Below are 26,313 nucleotides of genomic sequence, written 5' to 3'. Positions count from 1 at the left end.
AATCCGCTGTCTTTTACGATGGTGATGTGTGCCTAGGCGGTGGCATTATCGAGCAACGTATTTAAGGAGCCGTGATCAGTGGCAGAGACGATTTATGATCGCACCCTGGCGTTTGCCAGCATTTGTCAGGCAGCAAAATTGGTGCAAGACGTATCTCGCAATGGGTATTGTGACCAAGACGCATTAAATACGAGCCTGAGCAGCATTATCATCACTAACCCCTCTTCTACCCTAGACGTATTTCGCGGAGAAGTAGGGAATGTCACCGGTGGCGGTGAGTCAGGTCTTCACCTTGGTTTAGAGACCCTCATTGGCCAACTCGATAATAGCCGCAATGGTAGCGAAACCATGCGCTACCTGATTAATTTATTGGCGTTGGAGCGCAAGCTGTCCAGCCGCCGTGATGCCATGGCACAACTGGGCGATCGCATTGAAACGATCGAGCGTCAAGTGAGCCATTTTGATTTGCTCGATGAGCAAATGATCAGCAACCTTGCCAGCATTTATCTCGACGTGATCAGCCCACTTGGACCGCGCATTCAAGTATCTGGTGATCCACAACATTTACAGCAAACTGGCGTGCAACATCGCGTGCGTGCCATCTTGCTTTCCGGTATCCGCAGTGCTGTCCTATGGCGTCAAGTAGGCGGCAAACGCCGGCATCTTATCTTTGGTCGCAAACAAATGGTTGAGCAGGCCAAACTCATTCTAGCCCGAAGCTAATCAGATTGAACTCAGGAGACAAAAAATGGAACTGTCAGCGCTGACTGCTGTTTCACCGGTCGATGGCCGATACGGTACGAAAACGATTGCGTTGCGATCGATTTTTAGTGAATTTGGATTGCTTAAATACCGCACCATCGTAGAAATCCGTTGGCTGCAAAAACTGGCAGCCACAGACAGCATTGCTGAAGTGCCCGTTTTTAGCGATGACGCCAATGCCCAACTCGACCGCATTGCTGCTGAGTTTGACGAGCAAGATGCCGCGCGTATCAAAGAGATTGAGCGCACCACCAATCATGATGTCAAAGCGGTTGAGTATTTTCTAAAAGAAAAGATTGCCGATAACGCAGAACTCCATGCCGTGAGCGAGTTCATTCACTTTGCCTGCACCTCTGAAGACATTAATAACCTGTCGCATGCATTGATGCTCAAAGAAGCACGTGACACCGTGATCGTGCCAGAAATGCAACGTCTGGCGGACGCTGTTCAAGACCTGTCTCAGCAGTTCCGCGATGTGCCCATGCTTTCACGCACCCACGGTCAGCCTGCGTCTCCATCGACCATGGGTAAAGAGATGGCAAACGTGGCGTACCGCATGGCGCGCCAAATCAAGCAGGTTAAAAGCAGTGAGATCCTGGGTAAAATCAACGGCGCAGTGGGCAACTACAACGCGCACTTGTCGGCCTATCCAGAGATCGATTGGCATGCCTACAGCGAAGCTTTTGTGACCTCATTAGGTATTGACTGGAACCCGTACACCACTCAAATCGAGCCGCATGACTATATTGCCGAGCTCTTTGATGCCGTGTCGCGTTTTAACACCATTTTGATCGATTTTGACCGTGATATCTGGGGCTACATTGCGCTGGGCCACTTTAAGCAAAAAACTATCGCGGGTGAAATTGGCTCATCGACCATGCCGCACAAGGTTAACCCGATTGATTTTGAAAACTCGGAAGGTAACCTCGGCCTAGCCAATGCCATTTTCTCTCACCTTGGGCAAAAGTTGCCGATTTCTCGCTGGCAGCGTGACCTGACTGACTCCACCGTATTACGTAACCTCGGAGTGGGTGTGGGCTACACCCTGATTGCTTATGCGTCGACTCTGAAAGGGATCAGCAAGCTGGAAGTGAACCAAGCCGCACTCGAAGCGGAATTGGATCAAAACTGGGAAGTCCTTGCCGAGCCTATTCAAACCGTGATGCGTCGGTATGGGATAGAAAAGCCCTACGAGAAGCTCAAAGAGCTGACACGTGGCAAACGGGTTGATGGCGAAGGAATGCGTACCTTTGTTGATAGCCTTGATTTGCCTGAGCACGAGAAAGCACGCCTCAAGCAAATGACACCGGCTAACTACATTGGCGATGCAGTCAAGCTCACGGATAAACTGTAAGCAAAATGCGTCCAATGCTCGCGGCCTCCATATTGGAGGCCGTTTTTTCTCCCCCTCGCACCGCCCCGCTCGTCACGTTATACTGCCGCAAATTTCGTAAACTAAGTCGTTATGTATCAATTTCAGTTCTCGCTCGCCGAATTTATGGCCACACATTGGCATCAAAGCCCCACCGTTATCCGCCAGGGATTAGCCGATTTTGACGATCCGATTGAGCCTGAAGAAGTCGCAGGACTCGCGATGGAAGCCGATATTGACTCACGCCTGGTGACCCAAGCCGATGGCAAGTGGCAAGTCGCGAACGGCCCTTTCGAGCACTTCGATGATTTCCCAGACACCCATGCGCAACTGGTGGTACAAGCCGCTAACCATTGGCACCCAGGCGTACGTGAACTGGCTGACGCATTTACCTCGTTACCGCAGTGGCTATTTGACGATGTGATGGTGTGTTATTCCCAGCCTCAGGGCGGCGTAGGGCCACACATTGACCAGTATGATGTGTTTATCGTGCAAGGCCAAGGCCGCCGCCGTTGGCGCGTTGGGCCAAAAGGTGATTACCAAGAAGCCAACTTAGACACCGGGCTCAAGCAGATCACTGGTTTTGATGCCATCATCGATGTGGTGCTAGAGCCAGGCGATATTCTTTATATCCCGCCAGGCTTTCCACACGAAGGCGATACCCTTGAGCCTTCGCTCAGCTACTCAATTGGCTACCGCTCACCAAAAGCCCGCGAGCTACTGAGCAGTTATGCCGACCAAGTGATTGTCGACGAAGCCGGCGATAATCATTTCCACTGGCCTGCCATGTCAGCCCAACCAGATGCGCCTGCGGCATTGGATCCACAGCATCTCGCCCAGATGGACGAAATGATGATGGCCTTAATGCACGACGAGACCCGTAAAAAGCGCTGGATTGGCGAGTTTCTCTCTCAAGCTCGGCATGAACTCGATTTGCTTAGCCCCGATCCTCAGTGGCAACCAGACAGTCTCAAAGCCGCCATGCAAGATGGACTTTGCTTAGAAAAACTCAGTGGCTTGCGTGCGTTCTATCACGCCGATCAGCCAGAGATGATTTTTATGCTCGGTGAGAGCTTTGACTTACCGGAAGGCTGTGAGTCACTAACCCCTAGGCTGTGCAATCAACGTTTTATCGATTGGGAAACGCTCGGTAAAGCCGCTGACAATAGTCTGTTTTGGCCGATGCTCACGCTGTGGGTAAACCGCGGCTACTGGTATCCTCTAGAGGAAGCGCCAGAGTAACCGCGGCTCACCAAGGTTAGACTTTAAACTGGGCCGTTAGCGCACGCTGACGGCCAGCCAGCGCTTCCAGTTGACTGGCAATACTCGCCGCCGATTCGGCATGCGATAAGAGTTCATCACTGCGTTCACGAATATGGGTCACGTTTTGCGTCACGTCGCCTGACACCGCGCTTTGTTGTTCCGCCGCCGCGCTAATTTCACTGTTAAGCCCCATCATATCCTGCATCGCAGTACGAATTTGGTCCAAACTGGTGACGGTTTCTTGCACCTTTTCAGCGGTATCATCCGCTAGCTGATTTCCATCATGAATCGCAGCTACCACTGATTGTGCGCCGGACTGCAACGAATCAATCACGGTACGGATCTGGGTGATTGACTGGTTAGTACGCTGTGACAGTTCACGCACTTCGTCAGCGACTACCGCAAACCCGCGCCCTTGCTCACCCGCACGCGCCGCTTCAATCGCCGCATTTAACGCCAGCAGATTAGTTTGTTCAGACATGGTATCAATCACGGTTAAGATTTCAGTAATGTCCTGACTACTCTTTTGTAAGGCTTGCGCATCATGGGTCGCCCCGTTCAGCGTCTCCACCAAACGCGCCATGGCTTGCGATGAACCAGTCACAATTTTTTCACCGCTCTCTGTGGCGGTGTTGACCGCGTTGGCTGCAGTCAGCGCTGACTCAGTATGGCTGGCAACCTGGGAGGCGGTTTGCGTCATCTCTTCTGATGCCGTCGCCACTGCATCCAAGCTTGATACTTGCTCACGGCTACCATCTCGGGTTTGCGCGGCCACACGGGCGGCTTCTTTGGCCGTATGTTCCGCTTCTTCAACGCTATTAATCACATTCGCCATAATAGGCTGCAGCTTATCGAGGAAGCGGTTAAAGCGCCCCGCCAGTACCCCGATTTCATCACGATTTTTAAGCTGGATACGTTGCGTGAGATCGCCATCGCCGTCGGCAATCTCTGCCAATCGTTCCGCCAGTAGCTTCAGGGGTTTAACGATTTGGCGCGCCGCGAATCCGGCGATCACCAAGGCAAGCAGGGTTGCCACAACCCCTAAGCTACGTTCTGTCCACGCGGCTTGACTGCGTTGCGCGGTAATTTGTTGGCTTAATTGGTTTGCCTCAGAGAGTAAGACATCTTCCGGCAAGGTGATAAGGGCTCCCCACGTGGTGCCTGGCAAAGCAATCGGCACATAGGTCATCAACTGGCTTTTTTGCCACACGGTCTGTGGTTGACCTTCGGTCAGCCACCCACCCATGTTACCGGGCGCCGACGGCAAATCATCGACCTTCCCTCCCGTTGCTTGCGAGTTATCCGACGCAACTACTCGCCCACCTTGGCTTAGTACACTGACATTGCCAGCGCCGTCAAATAGGGCTTTATCCGCCTCTGAGATCACTGACTGTAAGCCGCCAAGCGCAATATCAATGCCTAGCACCCCCAGTACTTGTCCATCACGCATCAGCGGTGAGGAAATGGTGACACTCATACTGCTGCCCGCTTGTTTGGGCGCAGATACACAAGCGGCGCCTTGGCTCAATGGACACTGGTACCAATGATTCGCTGCTTGCCCGTTGTCCTTTTTATCGCCGTTGTTAATTTGCTTCTCACTGAGCACGGTACCTTGCAGCTCGCCGTCCCGCTTTTGCCAGCGGCTGGCAAAACGCCCTGCGGCATTGGCGCCCCGTTCTGTATCGAGCTGATAAAAGGCATCTTCTTGATCGAGCGCGTTGGGCTTAAACACCACGAACGCAGCTTGCACCGTATCGAAGTTCTCCACTGAGCGCCGCACCAGCTCATTGATTGAGCCGCGAAGCTCACCACTGTCGGTAAAGTTTTGCTCAGCGTTATATTGTAGGTACACCACACTTTGCGCCAGCATTTGGGCACGATACACCGCTTCATCCAACGAGCGTTGAACATGCGTCGCTTGCACTTGGGCTTGGCTGGTCGCGAGGCGCTGGGCGGCACTGCGCAGCGTTTGGGTACTCGCTTGCCCGACCGTTTGCTGAAACTGGTTATTAACGTATGTTGAGAAGGTTAATAATGTCACCGCGGTAACAGCAACGCACAAAATGGCCACCAGGGTGAGCTTCCATTGAATTGAGAGGGATCGCATGACAGCTCCTTTGTCACTCTATCGACAGCCACCACTGCTATCGATTCTCATCCTTGAAACACGCATTTAACAGTAACAAAAAAGCGCAGGAAATAAACCTGCGCCTTTCATATTATTGCGTTTTTTACGATGGCAAAAAACGTCGCTTATCTGTCTTTTGGATCCAAGGCATCACGAAGCCCATCGCCAACATAGTTAAAACAGAACAATGTCATCACCATAAAGGCGGCAGGGAATAGCAGCTGCCAAATCGCAATTTCCATGGTTTGCGAGCCCTCTTGTAGTAAGGCCCCCCAACTGGTCATTGGCTCTTGCACACCTAACCCCAAGAAACTCAAGAAAGACTCAAACAAGATCATGTTTGGCACCAGTAAGGTCGAGTAAACCGCAACAATCCCAAGCACGTTTGGCACGATATGGCGGGTAATGATATGGCGCGTGCTCACCCCTGAAACGTGAGCGGCTTCGACAAACTCTTTACTCCGCAAGCTCAGGGTTTGACCGCGCACAATACGTGCCATATCTAGCCAGGCAATACAGCCAATGGCCACGAAGATCAGCACGATATTACGGCCAAAGAAGGTGACCAGTACAATCACAAAGAACATAAACGGAATCGACTGGAGGATCTCCACCAGACGCATCATCACCGCATCGGTGCGGCCGCCAATAAAGCCAGAGGTTGCCCCGTATAAGGTACCAATCAAGACGGCGACAAAGGCACCCATGACGCCTACCATGATCGATATACGCCCACCCATCATGGTGCGAGTAAAGAGATCTCGGCCTAACGCATCGGTACCAAACCAATGGCCCTCTAAGCCCAATGAAGGCGCGGCATGAATCGCATACCAATCGGTCGCGTCATACGCGTAGGCACTGATATACGGCCCAAGGATCACGCTCAAACCAATCAATACCAGAATCACCAAGCTCGCCATTGCAGCACGGTTACGTTTAAAACGAATCGCCGCATCCTGCCAAAGGCTACGCCCCTTGACATCGACTTCTTCAGCAAAGTTTTCGAGGGCGTCAATGTTTTCTTTTTTCGTCAGCATCATGTCACCCCTAGTAACGAATCTTAGGATCGATATACGCAAGCAGGATATCGACGATCGCGTTGAAAAGAATGGTCAGTGTACCGATCAAAATGGTACAGCCAAGCACTAATGAATAATCACGATTAAACGCGGCGTTCACAAACAGCTTACCAATACCCGGCAAGCCGAAAATGGTTTCAATTACCACCGACCCAGTAATAATGCCCACAAACGCGGGCCCCATGTAGGAGACAACCGGTAGCATCGCAGGCTTGAGCGCATGTTTAACAATAATTTTAGGGTAACTGAGCCCTTTGGCACGCGCGGTGCGGATAAAGTTACTGTTTAGGGTTTCAATCATGCTGCCACGAGTCACACGAGCAAATGTGGCCACGTACAGCAAGGACATGCCAATCATCGGCAACACCATAAATTGCCAGCCCCCGCCTTGCCAGCCACCCGCAGGGAGCCAACCAAGATTAATGGCGAAGATGTAAATCAGCACGGGCGCGAGCACAAAGGATGGCATCACCACGCCCAACATGGCCGTGGACATAATGGTGTAATCAATCCAGGTGTTCTGCTTAAGCGCGGCGATGGTGCCAATGCTCACGCCGAATAAGAGGGTAAAAATAAATGCGACAGCACCAATCTGCGCTGACACGGGGAGCGAGCCCGCGATCAACTCGTTTACCGAGTAGTCCACATACTTGAATGAGGGACCAAAATCGCCTTTTAGGATATTCCCCAAATAGGTGGTGTACTGCTCAAACACCGGCTTATCGAGGCCGTATTTGGCATTGATATTCTCCATTACGGCAGGGGGCAATGGGCGTTCGCTTGAAAAAGGGTTGCCTGGTGCAAACCGCATCAAGAAAAAAGAGATAGTAATTAAGACCAACAAAGTTGGAATAGCTTCCAAAAGGCGCTTGGCGATAAATTTCAACATAACTGTACCGTTTCGTTTTGAGCCTCACAGCGTCCGCTACCTAGGCGATACCTACATAGCGACAACCAGCCAAGGGAGCTGCATGTTGCAGCTCCCTTATCAGCTGTGAATCAGACGTTACTCCGCCTTGATGTAAAGATCTTTTGAGTAGATCTTCTCTTCAGCGTTATTGGCAGGGAAGCCACCGACTTGTGGACTAAGCAGACGCGCTTTTACATATTGGTAAATAGGCGCAATCGGCATGTCTTTTGCCATTTGGGCTTCTGCATCCAAGTACAGTTGTGTGCGTTTGGCGTCGTCTGTGGTGGTCATGGCGTTTTCCATGATCGCATCGTAGGCTTGGCTATCATAGTGCACACCACCTGACGAGTTAGAGCTACGCATCAAGCTAAGGAAAGTAGAGGCTTCGTTGTAATCGCCACACCAACCGGCACGCGCCACATCAAAGTTCCCCTCATCTTTGGTGTTAAGGTAGGTTTTCCACTCTTGGTTATTGAGTGCAACATCCACACCCAGCTTGTCTTTCCACATTTGACCAATGGCGACGGCCAGCTTTTTGTGGTTTTCACTGGTGTTATACAGCAGTGAGAAATCAAGCGGATTATTTTCACCGAATCCAGCTTCTTTGAGCAGACGCTTCGCTTCCGCGTCACGCTCTTCTTGGCTCATCTTCGCGTACGCAGGCAGCTCAGGATCAAATCCAGCAGTGATTTCAGGCGTCAAGAAGTACGCCGGCTTTTGACCCTGACCCAGCAAGGCATCAGTGATCACGTTACGGTCAATCGCGTAAGACAGCGCCTTACGTACACGCACGTCATTAAAAGGTTCACGCTTGGTATTGAAGATGTAGTAATAGCTACACAGGTTACCGACGATTGAAAGATCCTCAGGATGTTCCTTTTTAAGACGACGGAAATGCTCGTTAGGGATCTCATACGTCATGTCGATTTCGCCAGCCAAGTAGCGGTTCATTTCCGATACTTGGTTTTCAATCGGCAAATAGGTCACTTTATCGAGCGTGGTGTTTTCATTATCCCAATATTGGTCGTTGCGTGTTAATGCAAGACGCTCGTTAATCACCCATTCGTCGACCACATACGCACCATTACCGACGAAGTTTTCAGGCTTGGTCCACTGATCGCCATATTCTTCTACCGTTTCTTTATGCACCGGCTTCATGGTGGTGTGGCCCATCATTTTAACCAGGTAAGGCACGGCGGTATCTAACGTCACCTGAAGGGTATGATCATCTAGCGCTTCAACGCCCAATGTGTCTTTGTCTTTCTCACCCTTAATGATGGCTTTGGCATTTTCCATGTGGGTGTAGCCAAGATACCAAGAATACGGTGATGCGGTCATTGGATCAGCCACACGCTTAAAGCTGTATTCAAAATCTTGCGCAGTGACGGGATCGCCGTTTGACCATTTGGCTTCATCGCGCAAGTAGAAGGTAAAGACTTTGTTATCTTTGTTTTCCCAGCGCTCAGCAACACCTGGGATGACATTGCCATCTGCATCCTGGTTAACCAGGCCTTCTAACAGGTCACGAATAACGTGCGATTCTGGCACACCTTGGGTTTTATGCGGATCCAACGACGCCACTTCGGCACCGTTGCCACGCACGAGTTCTTGCTCTGCCGCCAGTTGCGGTTCGCCTGTCGCGGACTCGGCTTGTTGTTTGGTTTCAGGGTTAGATTGAGAGGTCTGTTTTTGCTCTGGTTCGCTGCATCCTGCTAGCGCCAGAGAAAGGCCAGCGCCCATAAAGAGGGTTCGGGTGATCGTGTTTAGCTTCATCGTGTAACTCCATAACAATCGCTATTGCATCCATGACAATCGACGCCGCTTGGCGGGAGAATCCGTTTTGCACAATCTAAAAAGCTGTGCTACGCCTCACTGCGCGATTAGAGGCAAAACATTACCAAGCAACGCTGTGTTTTGCCATAAATCTGAAGTATTTTGCCATAGAATGAGATTAAAAACTCATCTTTCACTACTAAAAAGTCACATAAAGGAATTTTAAGCTGGTAAGACGAGGCCGCGTTAGCGCTTTATTCACCACAAGAAACAAAATACGGAACAAATTGCTATTTATACTGAATCTGGGGGCATTGGCACTAATGCTGAACTAGCTTGCGGTCGAAAAAACACACAAGCCTCTCTCTATCTTCGCAATCTCAGTGACTTTGACTGCCAATATGCGTCAAATGTTACTTAATTGTAAAGCCGTTACTAAACGTTATTTGTCGGAAAAACTCAACAGATACACATGCACGTGATGTCAGACAGCTATCACGGTCACAAAATCTGGCTTGGATGAGCGTTAATGGAACCTGTCATCGCGAATAGGCGCGAGGGTCAAGCGAGGATATAAAATGGAGGGAGAAGGTAGAAACGGCTGCTACGGTAGACTCGAGCGGTGATCATGTCGCAACAAAGCCAGCTTCGAGGCTGGCTTTGTCCTGTAAACCACTATTTTTTAGCATCGTCGGGACTAAACACGGGGCCACTATCGGATGAGCGATCATTGGCCTCATCGTGCAGAGCACGGTTGTCCTCGCGTGCTTTTTCCATTTCTGGCATGACCTCGTTGAGCATTTCTTTCATTTTCTTGTTGCTATAGCGCTTGTGTTTCATTGTGTCCTCCTGAACTCATCAGTATTTGGCACAGTCACTCGCACAACACCGACCGAGTGTGATCGACTGTTGCGCCAGTACAAACCGCTTGTGCAATTTTTACGCTACACCTTCATCGTCAATAAAGCAAAATATGGCCGAAAAGGCATACCAGACAGTCTCGCCCCTACAGCACCTTGACGTCGCAGCCCAAGACCAGAGCGGATATCGGCCCGCTCTTGACTTAGTTTAATAACATTTTCTGATAATAAGCGGCTGTTTAGACGAAATACCAATATTGATGCATTTTTAAGCAAGCAATGTTGTTATTCGACGCCATATCCCCCATCATTATGTTGTTGATGCGTTGTTCCCGATCATCAACCTGATTTTTCTTCCGACAAGAGAGTAAAAAGCAAGACTATGAGACCACAAAGCTCAACCTCGCGCCCTTTATGCGCTCGCGTTCGCCATGGTTACAACCCAAATAAAGGAAAAAAACCACAGGTTAACCGCTAACGCGGTGTTGATGTTAAAACACCCCTTTAATAGCCTCCACGTCGAGGCTATTTTTTTGTCTTCATACCGCGATGCTGACGACGAGTCAGAGCAATCCCCTACTCACAAGCCGCCACAACGCGGGCAAGTTAGCGTTTGCGTAATGCGGTATCGCGAGCGGATTTGCATTGCAAATTGCGACTTTTCTCTCTCAAACGCGACGTAACTGCAGCGTCACCATGCCGAACTGCTGGTATAAGGGCGTTTCAAAAAGTAGGCACCCCTTTTGCTATATCTAAATTACTAGACCAACGCCATTGCTTGTCAGGGGGTGTCACATGGGACAATCCACACCAATTTTGTTTAATGATCGTCACATCTTGCCAGGGGGGCGGATGCCTCTTCGCATTCCAACAGGCGACTCTTTAGACACACTCGTATTCGCGTTAAAGCATGGACTGCCTATCGGGGTGTGTATGGCGGAAACACAAGCTCAGCGCTCTCACGTGGATATTGGCACCTTTATTGAAATTGAGGACTATACCCGAAGCCAAGAAGATGGCTGCTTAGTGATCACGGCACGGGGAACCGCACGCTTTGCGATTCATGCGTTTAACCAGCAGCACAACCACATCTTGTTTGCCTCGGTAAACGCGTTACCTCGGTGGCCCGATTGCCACGTCGACAAACAAAGCGAGCCTCTCGTGGAGCGCTTACAGTCGATGTTTGAGCGCTATCCTGAACTACAACAAATGCACCGAGAGACCGAGTTCTCCAATTTGACGTGGTTATGCCAACGCTGGTTAGAGCTGCTGCCGCTCCCCRCCGGGGAAAAACAACAGTTAATGGCGAACAACTCCTGTGTCGCCACACGGGATTATCTGTTGAGCATGATGCAAGATCCCCATTAAACCGTTTTTATTGCTGCCTTGCTATTTGCCCTATTTATTCATTTGCTTGATTGGGCGAGGTAACGCGACGCGTTACCTCTTTTTTTTGCTTTCACCCTTTTATCCTACTTTCCTGACTTAGTCACACTTTACTGCTGCGGTCAATACCTTGTCGCTCGAGCTTCAGGTAAACTAGACGCATTGATTTTTCTCAGGAAACCAAGCAATGACCCAACAAGTTTCAGATCAGCATTCACAACGTATCGTCGCGATTGGGGGCGGACATGGTCTGGGACGCGTCTTATCGGCATTGGGGGACTATGGCGAGCAGGTAACAGGCATTGTCACCACAACCGATAACGGCGGGTCAACGGGTCGTATTCGCGCATGTCAAGGAGGGATAGCCTGGGGCGACATTCGTAACTGCCTCAACCAACTRATTACCGAGCCCTCGGTCGGCTCCATGCTGTTTGAATATCGCTTCAAAGGGAAAGGTGAGCTGAACGGTCATAATTTAGGTAACCTGATCCTGACGGCGCTGGATAACCTCTCAGTCCGTCCGCTGGAAGCCATCCARCTTATTCGCGATCTGCTAGATATCCGCCCCAATTTACTGCCGATGTCTGAGCACCCTTCTGAGCTTGCCGCGTTAACGCCAGCGGGCGAAACAGTGTCGGGGGAAACACACATTGATGAGCTAAGCGCGCCACCGACGCGTCTCTTTTTGTCCCCAACCGTCCCCGCGACCCGCGAAGCGATTGCGGCTATCGAGCACGCTGACTTGATTTTACTCGGCCCTGGCAGCTTTTTGACCAGTGTGATGCCGCCACTATTGGTCCCTGAACTCGGCCGTGCGTTAAAACATGCTCAGGCCAAGCTGGTGTTTATTAGGAACCTCGGCAAGGAAATCGGGCCAGCGGGCGAGATGCCTTTAGCAACGATGCTTTCCTGGTGCGAGCGCGCGATGGGCGGGAAAGAAATCGATGTTGTGATCGGAGAACAACACGCGCCGCAGCTCGCCACGCGTTACCAACAAAAAGAGGCCAGCTTGGCCTCTTCAAATCATCATTGGCGTCATGACAGGGATAAACTACGTCAAGCTATTGATGAAACTCTGCTCGACGGCCATTTCTCGGTAGGTAGAAGCCGTTCCTCGTAGCATTTCGGTTAGCTCATCTAAATGATGTGTCATCCACTCTTGTTGGCCTTGCTTGACCCGTGATTCACACTCACGCGCCATCTCGGCCAAATCATCCGCACCAAAACTGGCTGCACTGCTTTTTATCGCATGGCTGATCTCACGCACTTGCTCGATCGACGGAGAACCAGACAATTGAGAATGGTATTGCGATAGCTCATCGCTAAAAACAGTGAGCAAAGCCGTCACCGTATCCTCGCCTACTTCTGATTTCAGTCGACGTAATGTGTCAGTATTTACTGTGGTGGCCATACATCCATTCCTATCATTCATGCGCCGCAGATTTTTGCCAAGCTTGTAGCTTTCGATACAAGGTTGAAGGGCTAACTTCAAGTAACCCCGCTGCTTGCGGGATATTGCCATTACACACATCGATCGCGACTTCAATCGCCCGTTTTTCCGTTTTCCACAGTGGTTCTATATCGGCTTTCATCACCACTGGTGATGCTGGTTTGACGGGCTCGTGCGGCGCTAGTGCGCTGTTCGCCGCTTCCGATCGCGTGTTATCCCCTGTAGATGCAATTTCAACACCAGAAACGCGAGCGACTGGCGATGGTAGCATTTCTTTGCTGACTTCTTCGCCGTTATGCAACACCACAATGTTACGAATCACGTTTTGCAGCTGCCGAACATTGCCTGGCCAATCGTAGCGAAGGAGCTGCGTGGTCACTTCGTCACTAAAACGACAAAAATCTTTGCCTTCTTCCGCGGAAAACAAAGCAAGCAACGCATTGGCAATGGCGATGACGTCGTCTCCACGCTCTCTTAAAGGTGGCAACTCGAGTGGAATGACGTGCAAGCGGTAGTAGAGATCTTCCCGGAATTTCCCCTGCTGTACTTGGAGCCAGGGATCGCGGTTGGTGGCACAGACAAATCGAACATCCACTGACTTCACCTGCGAAGAGCCAACCTTTTGAAAACTCCCCGTTTGAATGAAACGTAGCAGTTTGGATTGCAAATCCATATCCATTTCGCAAATTTCATCCAAAAACAAGGTGCCACCATTGGCCATTTCTGCAGCCCCTTCGCGCTCGGACGCAGCGCCCGTAAAGGCTCCTTTCACATGGCCAAATAACTCACTTTCAATCAGATCTTTCGGAATCGCCGCGCAATTTAGTGCAATAATCGGCTTGTTACTTCGTGTACTGGCAGCATGAATCGCTTCTGCGCACACCTCTTTACCTGTCCCGCTTTCACCGGTAATAAACACCGTGGCTTTACTGGGTGCGGCCGATTCGATCACACGGTAGACCGCCTGCATCGGCAAGCTACGGCCAATGAACCCGTGGTATTCACTTTCCTGTTTAGTCGCTTTCTCCGGATGACTCGGCTTGGGTTTGAGCGACTTATTGACCGTGACACGCAACTGATCGGCTTCACATGGCTTGATCAAAAAGTCATTGGCACCATGACGCATCGCATCGACAGCGGCATCAATCGAACCGTGAGCGGTCATGATAATCACGGGTAAATCGGGCGCGACCGCACGCACTTTGGCAAGCACATCGATGCCCGACATATCTGGCAGGCGTAAATCTAAAATCATCAGTGCTAACTGGTCGCCTTCTTGCTCGAAAAAAGCCATCGCTTCCTGCCCCGTCCCTACAATGGTGACATCCACATCTAAGGGTTAAGGTAGGATTTATATAACGCCGCCACCGACGCTGTATCTTCCACCATCAAAATTCGTTTACTGGGTGATAGTGCTGGCATGTATCCTCCAAGAATCGCATCGCGGCGTGTAGCGTTAACTCACTCAGTTGCACGAGCGTATGCGAAATGCGTTGCATTATGCAATTTTACAACCATTGTAGCGGGACGAGTCCGTTAAAACCACACGTTTTGTCGATGTAATGGCTATCTTTTATTTTTGGCACGCCAAATGCATCTATTCCAGTGACCCTCAGGGGTCACCTAGCCAACTGACGTTGTTTGTGAGTTTTCACTCACTGAAACACTGTAGCCAACCTGTCGTTTAGGTTGGCTTTTTTTTTACTTTCAAGCGGTGATTGTTCACCCCATTAACTATTAACAATAAACTGCTCACGCAGTGCTTGTAACTGATCTCGCAATTGTGCCGCGGTTTCAAACTCTAGGTTCTGCGCGGCCTCAAACATCTGACTTTCCAACTTTTTGATTTCAGCATCAATTTGTTGTGGTGACTTCAACGCATAATCCGCATCAGGCTCGGCAACGGCACGCAGCGATTTGGCTGCTGGTTTCGCAGGTTTACTCCGTTTACCCGTGCCTATCTCCATCACGTCCATCACTTTCTTGTTCAGTTTCTGTGGCGTGATGCCATGCGCCTCATTATGGGCAATTTGCTTAGCCCGGCGTCGCTCGGTTTCATCAATGGCGCGTTTCATCGATTTGGTCATCGAATCGCCATACAAAATCGCTTTGCCGTGAAGGTTACGTGCTGCGCGGCCAATGGTTTGAATCAACGAACGTTCAGAGCGTAAAAAGCCTTCTTTATCCGCGTCCAAAATCGCCACCAATGACACTTCCGGCATATCTAACCCTTCTCGCAGCAAGTTGATCCCAACTAACACATCAAACTCACCAAGGCGCAAGTCTCGAATGATTTCCATACGCTCCACCGTATMAATATCGGAGTGCAGATACCGCACGCGGACGTCATGTTCTTGCATATATTCGGTTAAGTCTTCAGCCATRCGCTTAGTCAGGGTCGTCACGAGTACGCGCTCGTCTCGCTCACGACGCGCGCGTACTTCGGAGAGCAAATCATCAACTTGGGTGGCCACCGGACGTACTTCTATTTCAGGGTCGATAAGCCCCGTTGGACGCACGACTTGATCAATGATATCCGAGCCCGATTTTTCAGCTTCATAGTTACCCGGCGTGGCCGAGACATACACGGTTTGTGGTGCCAGTGCCTCGAACTCATCAAATTTTAGCGGTCGGTTATCCAACGCGGAAGGCAGCCGAAACCCATAGTCCACCAAGGTCTCTTTACGCGAGCGATCGCCCTTGTACATGGCACCAATTTGCGACACCGTGACGTGCGACTCGTCGAYGATCAACAGTCCATCGGCGGGTAAATAATCAAACAAGGTCGGTGGTGGTTCGCCTTCTGCGCGGCCACTCAAATAACGCGAGTAGTTTTCGATACCCGAGCAATAGCCCAACTCGTTCATCATCTCTATATCAAACTGCGTTCGCTGAGTGATCCTTTGCTCTTCCAGCAGTTTATTGTGCTCAAGCAGTGTTTTTTTACGGTCCGCTAACTCCACTTTTATCTGCTCGACCGCTTCGAGGATCCGCTCGCGCGGTGTCACATAGTGCGTTTTAGGATAGATGGTGCAACGAGGCATATCTTTGACACTCACCTGCCCAGTTAAGGGATCAAACACACTAATGGTTTCCACCTCGTCGTCAAACAGCTCTACCCGTATGGCATCTTTGTCTGACTCGGCCGGAAAGATATCGATGACTTCTCCGCGAACGCGAAACGTTCCGCGCTCAAAAGCCAAATCATTGCGGGTGTACTGCAATTCAGCGAGGCGTTGTAAGATGGTGCGCTGGTCTAAAAAGTCACCACGACGGATGTGAAGCATCATTTTTAAATATGAATCGGGGTCGCCCAACCCATAAATGGCAGAGACCGACGCCACAATCACCACATCACGGCGTTCCATCAACGCTTTTGTCGCCGACAAGCGCATCTGCTCAACATGATCATTAATCGATGCATCTTTCTCTATGAAGGTGTCCGTCGAAGGGACATACGCCTCTGGTTGATAATAATCGTAGTAAGAGACGAAATACTCCACCGCATTATCAGGGAAAAACTCGCGCATCTCTCCGTAGAGCTGCGCCGCCAAGGTTTTATTGGGGGCCAATACCATCGTCGGACGATTAAGCTCAGCAATGACATTGGCCATGGTGAAGGTTTTCCCCGAGCCTGTTACCCCCAGCAGCGTTTGATGGGCAAGGCCGGCCTCTAATCCTTCACACAGGCGATGAATGGCCTCAGGCTGATCCCCTGATGGTTTAAAAGCAGAGTGCAGTGTAAATGTTTTACTCATGAAACTATCCTGTTAGGGGCTGACCACTGTGTCTAGATTGGGGCGCTAACGCGAAAAGCCTATTGTCCTGACTCGCCCTACGGAGTCAACGACTGCCGTTCATTACTCGCAAGATAATCATTGCGATCTTTTTCTTATTGAATGCTTGATCTCACTATGGCTCCTAGGTAACCTGTCTGTCCTCTTTTGGCATGCATGCACTGCATCCAGCCTCTACACGAAGACAAAGCGCTAAGCAAAGAAAACGCTAACTAAAGATAGTGCGATAAAAATAAATCCTCTAAATCACGTGTTTTCGTGCGTATCTCTGCCCAATACTCTCTAGTACGACCGTTTTATCCCCGATACTCAGGGGGTGAGCACATAGCGACCTGTGTATAATCCCCAACAGTTTTTTTTTCAATCTTATGGCGTTAAACAAACAAAAACCATTAAAAATAAACACGTTATATATTTGTTTATGCGTATCACCACTGCGTCAAGCTGGTAGAAAATCAGTCATCGCGTGAGTTGATCAGGATCCACACACATGGTTATCCACAGAATCTGTGGGTAACCGCTGAGAGCCCTTTCATAATCAGCCGTATAAAAAGTCAAGATAAAATTAGCCGCCATGCTTAATCAATCGCCACTATGGTGTTTTTATCATCGTCGATGGCTAGCTTTTCAGCAGTCGATTGAAAAGATAGATTTTATTGCTTTTCATCAGTTGACACCTTTCAAGGCGCTCGCTAACATTCGCTCCGTTCTCAAGGCAATTCCCCCTTAGTTCAGTTGGTAGAACGGCGGACTGTTAATCCGTATGTCGCAGGTTCGAGTCCCGCAGGGGGAGCCATCTTCTTGAGACACCACACCACAGAGCACAATAGCAACACGATTCCCCCATAGTTCAGTTGGTAGAACGGCGGACTGTTAATCCGTATGTCACTGGTTCGAGTCCAGTTGGGGGAGCCAAATTTATGTCCGATGGCAAATTTAGTTCTTCAGACTAATCGTTCCGCAATGCGGAATATGTCACTGGGCTGGGCGCCCCCGTTGAGTCCAGTTGGGGGAGCCAAATTTATGTCCGATGGCAAATTTAGTTCTTCAGACTAATCGTTCCGCAATGCGGAATATGTCACTGGGCTGGGCGCCCCCAACTAGGCGTTCCCGATAAGTCCAGTTGGGGGAGCCAATTCTATGTCTCTCTTCTCTTTGACCTATCTTACTTTTCCGTGATCTCATCATACACTCTTACCGTGATCGAACACGCTACACTGCCACTACCCTTAGAATAAGGTACGCGCGGAAAGCGTCACTAACAGCTTACAGCGAGCCAAGCAAAAACCCTGCGCAATGGCGGTTGTTATAGCCGCTTCAAAGGTCGATAATAGACAGATCACAAAAACATTAAATGATTAAACAGCATGGCTGAGTATTTGTTGCTACTGGTGGGCACGGTATTGGTCAATAACTTCGTACTGGTGGAGTTTTTGGGCTTGTGTCCATTCATGGGCGTATCAAAAAAACTGGAAACAGCAATTGGGATGGGGCTTGCCACAACCTTTGTGTTGACCTTGGCATCAGTGAGTTCGTATCTGGTTGAAACCTATATTCTGATCCCACTTGATCTCGGATACCTGCGTACACTGAGCTTTATCTTAGTGATTGCGGTGGTGGTGCAGTTCACGGAGATGGTGGTGCATAAAACCAGCCCAACACTGCACCGGCTATTGGGTGTATTTTTGCCCTTGATCACCTCCAACTGCGCAGTGTTAGGCGTCGCTCTACTCAACGTTAAGCAACAGCACAGTTTTATCGAGTCGATTATTTATGGCTTTGGTGCGGCGTGTGGTTTCTCGTTGGTGCTGGTTTTATTCGCTGCAATGCGTGAGCGCATTGCGGCTGCTGACGTCCCGGCACCTTTTAAAGGTGCGTCCGTGGCGATGATTACTGCAGGATTAATGTCGCTCGCCTTTATGGGCTTTACWGGACTGGTGACTTTATCATGAGTGGAATAGTGATAGCGGTGATAGTGCTTGCCGCGCTTGCCGCCATATTCGGTGCAATTCTCGGTTTCGCCTCGATTCGCTTCAAGGTGGAGGCGGATCCGATTGTCGATCAAATTGATGCCATTCTGCCGCAAACGCAATGTGGCCAGTGCGGTTACCCTGGCTGTCGTCCCTATGCGGAAGCCATTGCCAATGGTGACGAGATTAACAAATGTCCACCAGGTGGTCAGCAAACCATTGAAAACTTGGCTGATTTGATGGGTGTCGAAGCGACCGAACTCGCCCACGATGAAGAAAAAAGTATCAAAACCGTTGCCTTCATTCATGAAGAAGATTGCATTGGCTGCACTAAATGCATTCAGGCCTGTCCGGTCGATGCCATTGTGGGCAGCACCAAAGCGATGCATACCGTGATCGAGCAAGATTGTACTGGGTGTGATTTATGTGTCGCCCCCTGTCCGACCGACTGTATTGAAATGATCCCCGTTCAGGACACGCCCGAAACCTGGAAATGGAAGCTTGAACAAATTCCCGTTGTAGATGTTACTGAGAGTCAGAGAGCACGCGCCTGATGGACAGCCTTATCGAACAAATAAAACATGGCCAGATCTGGGATTTCCATGGTGGCATTCATCCGCCTGAGCATAAAACCCAGTCGAATCGGGGGGCCATTTTAGAAAAGATTCTCCCTACCGAGCTTGTTATACCGCTCAAGCAGCATATTGGCAGTAAGGGCAAACTATGCGTGAGCCAGGGCGATCAGGTATTCGCGGGACAAGCCCTCACTGAGACAGATATTCAACAATGTGTGCCGGTACATGCACCGACATCAGGCACCGTGATTGCTATCGAAGATAGAACCATTGCGCATCCCTCAGGCTTGTCCGACCGTTGCGTGGTCATTCAGCCCGATGGCAAAGATACGTGGAGACCTAAGCCTGCCCTACCGGCCTATCAAACTCAGCCGCCCGAGCAATTGATCGATCATATCCGGTCTATGGGCATTGCGGGAATGGGAGGCGCAGGCTTTCCAACCGCAAGAAAGCTACAAAGTGGCTTGGCCAGAACAGAAGTCCTTATCATCAACGCCGCAGAATGTGAGCCTTATATCACCGCCGACGATCGGCTGATGCAAGATTGCGCCGATGAAATCGTCGCGGGGATACAGATTCTTAATCACATTGTTAAGCCTAAGCTGACGGTGATTGGCATTGAAGATAATAAACCAGAGGCTATCGCGGCGCTTAAAGCTGCGGTGAAAGCCGTCGATGAGGACATACTCATCCAGGTAGTCCCTACCAAGTATCCATCTGGCGGTGAAAAGCAACTGATTCAAATCATTACCGGGAAAGAAGTCCCTGCCAAAGCCTTTCCCGCTAGTATTGGCGTGCTTATGCAAAACATCGGGACCATCTATGCGATCAAACGTGCCGTGTTAGATGGCGAGCCGCTGATTAAGCGTGTGGTCACCTTGACTGGGAAAACGCTCAAAACCCAGCAAAACCGGTGGGCGCTTCTCGGCACGCCAATTGGCGAGCTGTTGGAACACCATGGCTATAAGGCAGAGAAAAAACAGCCACGGGTGATTATCGGCGGCCCAATGATGGGCTTTACCGTCCCACACGCACAAGTGCCGGTAACCAAAACCACTAACTGTGTGCTAGTGCCAACGCGCAAGGAAATAGCGCCTGCCAAGCAAGAAATGGCCTGCATTCGTTGCAGTGCCTGTGCCGATGTCTGTCCCGCTCACCTTTTACCTCAGCAATTGCAGTGGTATGCCAAAGATCAGGACTACGACAAGTGCCAAGACTATGATCTCTTCGATTGTATTGAATGCGGCGCTTGTGCCTATGTGTGTCCCAGTGAAATCCCGCTGGTGCAATACTATCGCCAGGCCAAAGCGGAAATTCGTGAAATTGAAGCGGAAAAAGAAGCCGCGGAGCGCGCACGTCAGCGCTTTGAAGCCAAAAAAGCGCGCATGGAACGTGAAAAGCAGGAGCGAGAAGAAAAACATCGCAAAGCCGCAGAGCGTCGCAAAAAAGCCGCGCAACAAAATACTGGCTCCGATGATGCGCTTAACGCTGCAGTGGAGCGGGTGAAGGCGAAAAAAGCCGCGCAGTCGGCATCGAGCGATGTCAAACCTGCCGTAGCAGCGGCAATCGCCCGAGCAAAAGCGAAACAGGCCGAAGCGGCGCAAGCAGGCAGTGATGAGCCAGACAACAGTGAAATGATGAAATTGCGCGAAGAGCGTAAGCGTCAAGCGCGAGAGCGGAAGGCGGCCAAAGAGGCGCAAAAAGCCTCAGAGGCCACCGATTCACAGGCAATCCCCGACGGCCAAGACGGCAAGAAGGACGCTGTCGCCGCCGCGGTTGCCCGCGCCAAAGCACGTAAAGCGGCGCAGCAAGGCGACACCAAGGCACAAYCTGMRACRGCTGCCGATACGCCATCCGAYGCTGCAGAYACCKCGCCGGCAGCTGACGAGRCTAACGACAAAAAAGCCGCCGTCGCSGCCGCGGTTGCSCGYGCCAAAGCGCGTAAAGCGGCKCAGCAAGGCGACACCAAGCCACAACCTGCAACARCTGCYGATACGCCATCCGAYGCTGCGGACACCRCGCCGGCAGCTGACGAGGCTAACGACAAAAAAGCCGCTGTCGCCGCCGCGGTTGCCCGYGCCAAAGCACGTAAAGCGGCACAACAATCACAAGAAGATAAGGAATAACCCACGTGGCGTTTTTCATCGCAAGTTCACCACACGCCCACAACAAACGTTCCACCAGCCATCTTATGCTGACGGTGCTCCTCTGTGCCCTACCCGGTTTGGCCGCACAGTGGTATTTCTTCGGCTGGGGCGTGCTGGTTCAATTAACCTTGGCAGTTATCACGGCATGGTCAACCGAAGCGCTGGTGATGCGGCTACGACGTCGTCCCGTAATGGCTTACCTGCGTGACAACAGTGCCCTTCTCACCGCGTTTTTATTGGCGGTCGCGATCCCGCCGATGGCACCTTGGTGGGTGATCGTCATAGGTACCGCGTTTTCGATTATTGTTGCCAAGCATATCTACGGCGGATTAGGACAGAACCTCTTCAATCCTGCCATGGTTGGCTATGTGGTACTGCTCATCGCTTTTCCAGTGCAAATGACCACCTGGTTACCACCGGAGAGTCTCGCCACCCATAGCTTGACCATTGCCGATACGCTCGCGGCAATTTTTGGCGGCTATACCTTAGATGGCTTTAGCGTCAACCAATTGCGTATGACCGTGGATGGCGCCACCATGGCAACGCCTCTGGATACCATAAAAACCGCACTGGCCGGCGGTCAAACCGTGAGTGAAGCCTTGCAGCGGCCCATTTTCTCAGCGCTAGGCGGTAAAGGTTGGGCGTGGGTCAACACGCTTTATCTCCTCGGTGGTTTGGTGCTGATCCAACGTGGCATTATCAATTGGCATATTCCGGTCGCGCTACTCGCCGCCTTACTTGTATGCTCATTGATCGGCCACCTGATCGCGCCGGATCAACTCGCCTCGCCTCTGATCCATTTGTTATCCGGTGCCACCATGCTCGGGGCGTTTTTTATCGCCACCGATCCGGTTTCTGCTTCCACGACCGACCGTGGCCGCTTATGGTTTGGGGGCCTAATTGGCGTATTGGTCTATTTAATCCGTACGTGGGGCGGCTACCCTGATGGGATCGCATTTGCGGTGATCATTGCCAACTTGTGCGTCCCTTTGATTGATTATTACACCAAGCCAAGAACGTATGGGCATGCCACAAACCGTGCAGAGAAGAAGTCAAAATCATGATTGAGACCATAAAAAAACATGGGGGCATTCTCGCAATCGCTGCCCTCTTGTCGACAGCACTGGTTGCGGTCACTCACGCACTGACCGAAGACACCATTAAAGAGCAGCAGCAAATTCAATTATCAAAGGCGCTCAATCAGGTGATCCCTGAAGACAGGCACGATAATGCACTGCATCAAAGCTGTCGCCTTGTCGAAAATAAGGACGCCTTGGGGACCGATGACGCGCTGCCTTTTTATGTTGCCACCCTCAACGGTGAGGTCAGCGCCGTTGCCATCCAAGCCATCGCCCCTAATGGCTACAATGGTGCTATCAAGGTCTTGATCGGTATGGACGCGACTAGCCACCAGGTGCTGGGCGTAAGGGTTCTCGAGCATAACGAAACCCCGGGGCTGGGTGATAAAGTGAGCTTGCGGGTGTCAGATTGGATCCATAGCTTTAGCGGCAAAACCGTCACCAGTGAGGATGATGCGCGCTGGGCGGTGAAAAAAGACGGCGGGCAGTTTGATCAGTTTACCGGTGCCACCATTACCCCGCGCGCGGTTGTCGGCGCCGTCAAAAAGGCGGCTTGGTTTGTGAGTCAACGCCAAGAAGCGCTGATCAACCAACCAGTGAATTGCGGAGGAGCGTCATGAATAGCGCCCACAAAGAGCTAATGAAAAATGGCTTGTGGAGTAATAACCCAGCGTTTGTGCAGTTATTGGGGCTGTGTCCACTGTTGGCGGTATCCGCTACCGTCACCAATGCACTTGGCCTAGGGGTCGCCACCTTGGCCGTACTCGTTGGCTCTAATTTAATTGTGTCACTGATCCGAGACTGGGTACCTAAAGAGGTACGGATTCCTATTTTCGTGATGGTGATTGCTTCACTGGTGACCTGTGTGCAACTGGTCATGAATGCGTATGCTTACGGCCTTTATCAATCACTGGGGATTTTTATCCCCTTGATTGTCACCAACTGTATTATCATCGGCCGTGCCGAAGCCTTTGCCTCCAAAAATCCTGTTGGTTTGTCAGTGAGCGATGGTTTTTGGATGGGCACCGGCATGACAGCAGCCTTGGTGGTACTCGGCGCTATTCGCGAAATCATCGGCAATGGCACCTTGTTTGATGGCGCCGACCTCTTGCTCGGTGATTGGGCTGCCGCACTGCGGATTGAAATTTTTCAATTCGACACCAAGTTTCTACTAGCGATATTGCCACCAGGCGCGTTTCTCGCGGTCGGCTTTCTGATCGCGTTGAAGAACATCATTGATACACACCTTGCCAGTAAAACAGAAAAAGACGACAAGCCAGTGATTGAGCGCGCGCGTGTGACGGGTAATCAATGATCGACAGGATAGGATAAATGAATAAAGAAAAACGACGGCAAATTCTGGAACGCCTGCGCGATAACAACCCAAACCCGCAAACGGAACTCAATTGGTCAACCCCTTTCGAGTTGTTAATCGCGGTGTTACTGTCTGCGCAAGCAACCGATGTGAGTGTCAATAAAGCCACCGATAAGCTGTATCCAGTGGCCAATACGCCCGAAGGGCTACTGGCATTGGGCGTGGATGGGGTGAAGTCCTATATCAAAAATATTGGCCTGTTTAATTCCAAAGCCGAGAACGTGATTAAAACTTGCCGCGCCTTGATTGAACAACACCATGGCGAGGTACCAGAAAGTAGAGAGGCGCTAGAAGCCCTGCCCGGCGTGGGACGCAAAACCGCCAATGTGGTACTCAACACCGCGTTTGGTTGGCCCACCATCGCTGTCGATACCCACATTTTTCGCGTGTCCAATCGTACCAAGAGATTTATGTGAGTACAAAGAAAAAGTTTATCCAGATAGCTAACGCCATCGAGGGCGAGCACTGGCAAGCAAAAAAGGAGCAACGTCATGTCAAACGGCAGAATTCTACACACTATGATCCGCGTCGGTGATCTAGACCGTGCTATCAAGTTTTACACCGAAGTAATGGGAATGCGTTTGTTACGCACCAATGAAAATGAGCAGTATAAATATAGCCTCGCGTTTGTCGGCTATAGCGACGAATCAGAAGGTGCCGTGATTGAGCTGACCTATAACTGGGGTGAAAGCGAGTACGATCACGGTAACGCCTTTGGCCATATCGCCATTGGGGTCGATGATGTTTACGCGACCTGTGATCAAATCCGCCAAGCGGGTGGCAACATCACCCGTGAGCCAGGCCCAGTCAAAGGCGGTAGTACTGAAATCGCGTTTGTTACTGACCCTGATGGTTACAAGCTCGAGCTGATCCAGAACAAAAGTGCCTCTGCGGGCCTGAACGGCTAACACAGCAAGACAGGTCAAAATGAAAAGCCCGGCGTACGAGATGCCGGGCTTTTTTGTTCTGTCTTTGTTTTTCTTTCTCGTTCCCACGCTCCCGCGTGGGAATGCATACCTAGCTTTTGCTGTCGATCGAACACCAACAGAACCAGATCCAATGTGACATTACGCCGCCTAGAGCATGAAACTGGCTTGTTCGCTAAAGGTATTGATGCCGTCCGTTACCGTTAGAACCGCCATTACGCACCTAGTTATCTAATAAATTACGTGACACCCATCACGCCTCGAATGGCTAAGTCATTCAGTATTGGCTGTACAAGTTGGGTTCTGATAGCAATTTTCGATTAAGTTATCTCTCATTACTATCAGGAGGTTAAACGTGACTCGTCATCAAAAATCACATGCCTCTCCGTTAGTGCCTCAAACTCGGCATGATTCCGCAATTGTCACGAACGCGTCGGCATCTTCGGCGAAATAAATTCTAAAAATAGCTTCGGAATCTCGGGTAACGTCTGCGGCTATCGTCTACAACAAAGTTCTTCCCAACGAAATCACCACACGGCGGTTTTTGCTGCGTCCAATCGGGTTATCGTTGTCGGCAATCGGGCGGCGTTCGCCATAAGCCTCAACGGTAATTCTATCTTCTGGCAAGCCCAGCGAGGTGAAGTAGTCGCGCAATTTCTTCGCCCGCCGCTCCGACATTTGCTGGTTGGCTTCACGGGTGCCTCGTGCATCTGAATAGGTCGCCACTAACACCAAATCGATATCGTCGCTGTAACGAACAAACTCGGCTATCTGCGTGAGTCGCTGACGGCTGGCTTTGGTCAACTCATCGCTATTTTCTTGGTAGCGCAACACCGTAAAAGAAATATCCTCAAACGCATAAGGCAACAGCTTATTCAGACATCGGCTGAATTCATTATATGGCGAGCCAAATGCCACCGCCGACAAGGCCACATCTACCTGCTGCCGCTGACGCCGCCAATCTTTAAAGCTAAATGTCGGAAATCGACCTGCCTCTAACTCACTTAGCATCGCCCAAGCCGTTTTACCGCCCACATAACCATTAAATTGCTTGAAAAATTTGAGTTGGTCCATATAACGTGCCGGCTCCCCGGGCATCCAGTCAGCGGGCATGGAAAGCAGTGACACCGGCGCGGTCTCACCCATGGGCCGCAGCATATCGAGTGAGAAATCGAGATTCATGTCTTTGCTCGCCCGCGACGTAAACGAGGCCTGCCCGTACCCGGGCACGTCATGCTCTAACCGGCACTCGATTGGCGTATCAATCGTCACTGTCCAGGTTGACTCCCCCAAGGATGCCACGTACTGCTTGTTGGCAGACGCTTGGTTGGGCAAAAGCAGACCAACACATGATAACACCACCACAAAGCGCCATTTTATTAAATCAACAGGACAAAACGCCATTACAGACTCCGTACGTCGCGTGATTCTGTCTTCACGCACAGTTTACTGCTTGCAAGG

At 50.8% G+C, this 26,313-nt stretch carries 21 protein-coding genes, 2 tRNA genes and 2 pseudogenes; 16 read left to right on the top strand and 9 right to left on the bottom strand.

Annotated features, from left to right (window positions below):
* The 4 genes from BZG14_RS16040 to BZG14_RS00535 all read left to right on the top strand — a co-directional run.
* Positions 1–65: aminomethyltransferase beta-barrel domain-containing protein (locus BZG14_RS16040; protein ID WP_443508314.1), on the top strand; the 65-nt coding region annotated here is incomplete at its 5' end.
* A 13-nt stretch (positions 66–78) separates the two neighbouring features.
* Entirely contained in the window at positions 79–723 is a 645-nt protein-coding gene (gene hflD / locus BZG14_RS00545; protein WP_069361197.1) for a high frequency lysogenization protein HflD, read from the top strand.
* 25 nt (positions 724–748) lie between these two features.
* A complete protein-coding gene (purB, locus tag BZG14_RS00540) occupies positions 749–2,116 on the top strand; it encodes an adenylosuccinate lyase (RefSeq protein ID WP_077607682.1) in 1,368 nt (455 codons plus the stop codon).
* A 111-nt stretch (positions 2,117–2,227) separates the two neighbouring features.
* On the top strand, positions 2,228–3,376 hold the full coding sequence (locus BZG14_RS00535) for a ribosomal protein uL16 3-hydroxylase (RefSeq protein WP_077607681.1): 1,149 nt from the start codon (positions 2,228–2,230) through the stop codon (positions 3,374–3,376).
* A 16-nt stretch (positions 3,377–3,392) separates the two neighbouring features.
* Here the strand turns inward: BZG14_RS00535 and BZG14_RS00530 are convergent, their stop codons facing one another.
* The 5 genes from BZG14_RS00530 to BZG14_RS15540 form a co-directional block, all read right to left on the bottom strand.
* Positions 3,393–5,504: a methyl-accepting chemotaxis protein gene (locus BZG14_RS00530; RefSeq protein ID WP_077607680.1), complete on the bottom strand. Its 2,112-nt coding sequence runs from the start codon at positions 5,502–5,504 to the stop codon at positions 3,393–3,395.
* 146 nt (positions 5,505–5,650) lie between these two features.
* Positions 5,651–6,562 carry an oligopeptide ABC transporter permease OppC gene (gene oppC / locus BZG14_RS00525; RefSeq protein ID WP_100297933.1) on the bottom strand — a complete coding sequence of 304 codons (912 nt, stop codon included), beginning with the start codon at positions 6,560–6,562 and terminating at the stop codon, positions 5,651–5,653.
* 10 nt (positions 6,563–6,572) lie between these two features.
* On the bottom strand, positions 6,573–7,493 hold the full coding sequence (gene oppB / locus BZG14_RS00520; protein ID WP_069361193.1) for an oligopeptide ABC transporter permease OppB: 921 nt from the start codon (positions 7,491–7,493) through the stop codon (positions 6,573–6,575).
* Positions 7,494–7,610: 117 nt separating this feature from the next.
* Positions 7,611–9,287 carry an ABC transporter substrate-binding protein gene (locus BZG14_RS00515; RefSeq protein ID WP_077599180.1) on the bottom strand — a complete coding sequence of 559 codons (1,677 nt, stop codon included), beginning with the start codon at positions 9,285–9,287 and terminating at the stop codon, positions 7,611–7,613.
* A 675-nt stretch (positions 9,288–9,962) separates the two neighbouring features.
* Positions 9,963–10,127: a hypothetical protein gene (locus BZG14_RS15540; RefSeq protein ID WP_155522562.1), complete on the bottom strand. Its 165-nt coding sequence runs from the start codon at positions 10,125–10,127 to the stop codon at positions 9,963–9,965.
* Positions 10,128–10,942: 815 nt separating this feature from the next.
* Between BZG14_RS15540 and BZG14_RS00510 the strand changes: the two genes are divergently transcribed.
* Both BZG14_RS00510 and yvcK read left to right on the top strand, forming a co-directional pair.
* Positions 10,943–11,515, top strand: coding sequence for an LON peptidase substrate-binding domain-containing protein (locus tag BZG14_RS00510; protein ID WP_077607679.1), 573 nt, complete (start codon positions 10,943–10,945; stop codon positions 11,513–11,515).
* Between the two features lie 205 nt (positions 11,516–11,720).
* The gene (yvcK, locus tag BZG14_RS00505; RefSeq protein ID WP_077484810.1) at positions 11,721–12,653 is read left to right on the top strand and encodes a uridine diphosphate-N-acetylglucosamine-binding protein YvcK; all 933 of its coding nucleotides are present in this window, start codon (positions 11,721–11,723) and stop codon (positions 12,651–12,653) included.
* On the opposite strand, the gene BZG14_RS00500 is transcribed toward yvcK, so the two are convergent.
* The 3 genes and pseudogenes from BZG14_RS00500 to uvrB form a co-directional block, all read right to left on the bottom strand.
* The gene (locus BZG14_RS00500) at positions 12,585–12,944 is read right to left on the bottom strand and encodes an Hpt domain-containing protein (RefSeq protein ID WP_069361189.1); all 360 of its coding nucleotides are present in this window, start codon (positions 12,942–12,944) and stop codon (positions 12,585–12,587) included. The two genes, yvcK and BZG14_RS00500, sit on opposite strands and share 69 nt — an antisense overlap.
* Before the next feature lie 13 nt (positions 12,945–12,957).
* Positions 12,958–14,405, bottom strand: a pseudogene (gene luxO / locus BZG14_RS00495) (quorum-sensing sigma-54 dependent transcriptional regulator LuxO).
* 308 nt (positions 14,406–14,713) lie between these two features.
* Positions 14,714–16,741, bottom strand: coding sequence for an excinuclease ABC subunit UvrB (gene uvrB, locus BZG14_RS00490; RefSeq protein WP_077607678.1), 2,028 nt, complete (start codon positions 16,739–16,741; stop codon positions 14,714–14,716).
* 759 nt (positions 16,742–17,500) lie between these two features.
* On the opposite strand from uvrB, the gene BZG14_RS00485 reads away from it, so the two are divergent.
* The 10 genes and pseudogenes from BZG14_RS00485 (at position 17,501) to gloA (ending at position 24,834) form a co-directional block, all read left to right on the top strand.
* Positions 17,501–17,576: transfer RNA gene (locus BZG14_RS00485), tRNA-Asn, on the top strand.
* A 43-nt stretch (positions 17,577–17,619) separates the two neighbouring features.
* Positions 17,620–17,695, top strand: a tRNA-Asn gene (locus BZG14_RS00480).
* A gap of 452 nt (positions 17,696–18,147) precedes the next feature.
* Positions 18,148–18,732, top strand: a complete 585-nt coding sequence (gene rsxA, locus BZG14_RS00475; protein WP_046075315.1) for an electron transport complex subunit RsxA — start codon at positions 18,148–18,150, stop codon at positions 18,730–18,732.
* Positions 18,729–19,304, top strand: coding sequence for an electron transport complex subunit RsxB (gene rsxB, locus BZG14_RS00470; RefSeq protein WP_077484805.1), 576 nt, complete (start codon positions 18,729–18,731; stop codon positions 19,302–19,304). Before rsxA ends, rsxB begins: the two co-directional genes overlap by 4 nt.
* A complete protein-coding gene (rsxC, locus tag BZG14_RS00465; protein ID WP_077607677.1) occupies positions 19,304–21,451 on the top strand; it encodes an electron transport complex subunit RsxC in 2,148 nt (715 codons plus the stop codon). The genes rsxB and rsxC overlap by 1 nt, the downstream gene beginning before the upstream one ends.
* Before the next feature lie 5 nt (positions 21,452–21,456).
* Positions 21,457–22,536, top strand: coding sequence for an electron transport complex subunit RsxD (gene rsxD, locus BZG14_RS00460; protein ID WP_077607676.1), 1,080 nt, complete (start codon positions 21,457–21,459; stop codon positions 22,534–22,536).
* The gene (rsxG, locus tag BZG14_RS00455) at positions 22,533–23,171 is read left to right on the top strand and encodes an electron transport complex subunit RsxG (RefSeq protein WP_077484801.1); all 639 of its coding nucleotides are present in this window, start codon (positions 22,533–22,535) and stop codon (positions 23,169–23,171) included. Before rsxD ends, rsxG begins: the two co-directional genes overlap by 4 nt.
* On the top strand, positions 23,168–23,866 hold the full coding sequence (locus BZG14_RS00450; protein ID WP_077607675.1) for an electron transport complex subunit E: 699 nt from the start codon (positions 23,168–23,170) through the stop codon (positions 23,864–23,866). The genes rsxG and BZG14_RS00450 overlap by 4 nt, the downstream gene beginning before the upstream one ends.
* Before the next feature lie 17 nt (positions 23,867–23,883).
* A pseudogene (gene nth / locus BZG14_RS00445) lies at positions 23,884–24,330 on the top strand (endonuclease III); the annotation flags it as partial.
* Positions 24,331–24,417: 87 nt separating this feature from the next.
* Positions 24,418–24,834, top strand: a complete 417-nt coding sequence (gene gloA / locus BZG14_RS00440) for a lactoylglutathione lyase (RefSeq protein WP_046075308.1) — start codon at positions 24,418–24,420, stop codon at positions 24,832–24,834.
* Positions 24,835–25,353: 519 nt separating this feature from the next.
* Here gloA and motY read toward each other — a convergent pair.
* Positions 25,354–26,256, bottom strand: coding sequence for a flagellar protein MotY (motY, locus tag BZG14_RS00435; protein ID WP_077607674.1), 903 nt, complete (start codon positions 26,254–26,256; stop codon positions 25,354–25,356).
* Positions 26,257–26,313 lie beyond the last annotated feature (57 nt).

This window comes from Salinivibrio sp. IB282 (genome assembly GCF_001995685.1).
Classification (GTDB): domain Bacteria; phylum Pseudomonadota; class Gammaproteobacteria; order Enterobacterales; family Vibrionaceae; genus Salinivibrio; species Salinivibrio kushneri.
This window is presented reverse-complemented; position numbering and strand designations above follow the sequence as displayed.

Bases quoted from the DNA above. Each gene is read 5' to 3' on its own strand.
- BZG14_RS00500 (WP_069361189.1), bottom strand. From the start codon at position 12,944: ATGGCCACCACAGTAAATACTGACACATTACGTCGACTGAAATCAGAA.
- BZG14_RS00530 (WP_077607680.1), bottom strand. From the start codon at position 5,504: ATGCGATCCCTCTCAATTCAATGGAAGCTCACCCTGGTGGCCATTTTG.
- gloA (WP_046075308.1), top strand. From the start codon at position 24,418: ATGTCAAACGGCAGAATTCTACACACTATGATCCGCGTCGGTGATCTA.
- rsxG (WP_077484801.1), top strand. From the start codon at position 22,533: ATGATTGAGACCATAAAAAAACATGGGGGCATTCTCGCAATCGCTGCC.
- oppC (WP_100297933.1), bottom strand. From the start codon at position 6,562: ATGCTGACGAAAAAAGAAAACATTGACGCCCTCGAAAACTTTGCTGAA.
- motY (WP_077607674.1), bottom strand. From the start codon at position 26,256: ATGGCGTTTTGTCCTGTTGATTTAATAAAATGGCGCTTTGTGGTGGTG.
- purB (WP_077607682.1), top strand. From the start codon at position 749: ATGGAACTGTCAGCGCTGACTGCTGTTTCACCGGTCGATGGCCGATAC.
- BZG14_RS00515 (WP_077599180.1), bottom strand. From the start codon at position 9,287: ATGAAGCTAAACACGATCACCCGAACCCTCTTTATGGGCGCTGGCCTT.
- BZG14_RS00535 (WP_077607681.1), top strand. From the start codon at position 2,228: ATGTATCAATTTCAGTTCTCGCTCGCCGAATTTATGGCCACACATTGG.
- rsxB (WP_077484805.1), top strand. From the start codon at position 18,729: ATGAGTGGAATAGTGATAGCGGTGATAGTGCTTGCCGCGCTTGCCGCC.
- BZG14_RS15540 (WP_155522562.1), bottom strand. From the start codon at position 10,127: ATGAAACACAAGCGCTATAGCAACAAGAAAATGAAAGAAATGCTCAAC.
- BZG14_RS00450 (WP_077607675.1), top strand. From the start codon at position 23,168: ATGAATAGCGCCCACAAAGAGCTAATGAAAAATGGCTTGTGGAGTAAT.
- oppB (WP_069361193.1), bottom strand. From the start codon at position 7,493: ATGTTGAAATTTATCGCCAAGCGCCTTTTGGAAGCTATTCCAACTTTG.